This is a genomic window from Campylobacter sp. RM9328, from assembly GCF_012978615.1.
Genome location: NZ_LIWF01000034.1, coordinates 1 through 2,115, shown reverse-complemented (window position 1 = coordinate 2,115; position 2,115 = coordinate 1). Strand labels below are relative to the sequence as shown.

3 protein-coding genes and 1 tRNA gene are annotated in these 2,115 nt (G+C 24.1%); all 4 read right to left on the bottom strand.

The window, feature by feature from the left end; all coding sequences use genetic code 11:
* Positions 1-63 precede the first annotated feature (63 nt).
* The 4 genes from CCAL9328_RS10465 to CCAL9328_RS10450 all read right to left on the bottom strand — a co-directional run bounded on the left by CCAL9328_RS10465 (position 64) and on the right by CCAL9328_RS10450 (position 2,067).
* A complete protein-coding gene (locus CCAL9328_RS10465) occupies positions 64-696 on the bottom strand; it encodes a LysE/ArgO family amino acid transporter (RefSeq protein ID WP_096015733.1) in 633 nt (210 codons plus the stop codon).
* A gap of 2 nt (positions 697-698) precedes the next feature.
* Entirely contained in the window at positions 699-1,034 is a 336-nt protein-coding gene (locus CCAL9328_RS10460) for an ACT domain-containing protein (RefSeq protein WP_096015734.1), read from the bottom strand.
* Positions 1,031-1,858, bottom strand: coding sequence for a 2OG-Fe dioxygenase family protein (locus tag CCAL9328_RS10455; RefSeq protein ID WP_096015735.1), 828 nt, complete (start codon positions 1,856-1,858; stop codon positions 1,031-1,033). The genes CCAL9328_RS10460 and CCAL9328_RS10455 overlap by 4 nt, the downstream gene beginning before the upstream one ends.
* A 132-nt stretch (positions 1,859-1,990) precedes the next feature.
* A tRNA-Ile gene (locus CCAL9328_RS10450) sits at positions 1,991-2,067 on the bottom strand.
* Positions 2,068-2,115 lie beyond the last annotated feature (48 nt).

Sequence of the window (2,115 nt, the reverse complement as noted above, 5' to 3'; positions counted from 1 at the left end):
CACTTTTTAAGATATTCTTTAAAAGTGAGTTGGAATTATACAAGAGTAATGCTTAAATAATTATTAAATTTCTAATATTTTTAAAAGAAATTTTACTAGAGTGGAAACAACAAAAAACATAATAATAGCAATAAATATATCTATAATCTTGTTAATTATCGGTTTTGATAAGAAGTGACTAAATTTTTTAGCACCAAAGCCTAATGAAAAAAACCATATAAACGAAGCAGAAAGACTACCAAATGCAAAAAGTATCTTCTCTTTAATATCAAATGTTAAAGCTGAAGCTCCTACCACAAAAACAGTATCTAAATAAACATGGGGATTTAAAAGTGTAATACAAATGGTTAAAATAATAGTTTTTTTAATAGAAAAATTTGAATGCTCCATTTCAAATTTCATACTATTTTTATTAGAAAAAGCTGAAATTAATGCTGTTATAGCATAATAGCTAACAAATAAAATTCCAAAAGTTGTGATTAATATATTTACTACCACATTTTTTGCTATAACTTCACCAACACCGAAAATTCCAGCTAATATCAATACAAAATCACATAAAAAACATACAAGACAAACATAAAATACATTATTTTTAGCTATACCTTGTCGCAAAACAAAAGCATTTTGAGCTCCAATTGCCATAATCAACGAAAGTGATAGAAAAAATCCTTTTAAAAAAATAAAATTTTGCATAACTATAATCCAATAATTTTCTTTACTTTATCAAAATCATTTTTATTAACAAAAATATAATCTCTTTCGTAAGCTGATACAACTAATACACTTATACATTCTTCTTTAAGCGGTCTTAATACCTCGAACAAGATGCCACTTTGTGAAAAATCAAAAATTTCATCTATATAAAATGCTTTAAAAATTTGCGTATTATATGATTTTTTTAATTTATTTTTTATAATTGTATAACAATCAAACTCATTAACTACGCAAAACAAATCATCAGATAAATTTATTGTGGCATTTTTATCTATTTTTTCTATTACGAATTCCCCACTTTGAATTTTTAATTTCATTCTAAAACCTCTATATCAAAACCTATGCTAGACCTATAACCAACTTCGTTAATATTTATTTGAGAAATTTCTGTTACTTCATGCCATAATCCACTATTTAAATCTGGCTGAATAATTCCTTGACCATTTTTTAATATTGTTTCAAATATTTTTGTTTTTTTATCATTTTTATAGATTATACTTTTTGCACCATTGATATTTTGTCTATCGATAACAAAAGCAGACATTATAAAATCCATTCCATCTTGGTGTATTCCTTCTGGTGAATTTGTAGATTTTCTACCATTTTCACAGAATATAAAAGTATGATGAACTGTAATTGCAAATTTAGATTTTTTTATATATCTACCTATTTTAAAAGAGGTAAATTTAAGCATAGCTCTTAAATCACAATCAAATAAATTATCAGGCAATTCTTTAAATTTTCTTTCACTTTTTCTATAATCAAACTTTTCATCTGCTATAAATGCGAGAGATTGGAGAAAATTATTTGCGGGTATTCTTTCAATTTTAAAATTTTCATTTTTAATATCGATGATATATTTAGAAATAAGTCGTTTTCTATTTGATTTAAATAATGAAATTGTTTTTAAAATACTGCTATCCAAATTTATAGATGAAAAATCAAAATTAATATTTTTATAAATTTCATCATTATTAATTTTCATAAATTTAGAGATATAATCGATTTTATTTTTATGCAACAAATATAAATCATCTTCATATTCATCATAATATGATTGTAGTTTATTTTGAATTTTTCCTAAATCCAAACCAATGTCAATGCAATCGACAATAGTAATAGGAAAAGCTATCTTACTCATTTCTTAACTCCTAAAAAATAGGAATTATATAAGATATAAAATAAATTAAAAATAGAAAATAAAATTCAAAAATAAATTTAAAAAAAAATTAAGAAATATAATAAAAATATTCATTAGCAGACGAAATATAAATGGTGGGCCTAACAAGACTTGAACTTGTGACCTCACCCTTATCAGGGGTGCACTCTAACCAGCTGAGCTATAGGCCCTTAAATAACTACTTTATAAATCAATCTCTCAAACCTAAACAAGTGTGA

Coding starts and splice junctions, on each gene's coding strand:
- CCAL9328_RS10455 (WP_096015735.1), bottom strand. CDS start 1,858: ATGAGTAAGATAGCTTTTCCTATTACTATTGTCGATTGCATTGACATT.
- CCAL9328_RS10460 (WP_096015734.1), bottom strand. CDS start 1,034: ATGAAATTAAAAATTCAAAGTGGGGAATTCGTAATAGAAAAAATAGAT.
- CCAL9328_RS10465 (WP_096015733.1), bottom strand. CDS start 696: ATGCAAAATTTTATTTTTTTAAAAGGATTTTTTCTATCACTTTCGTTG.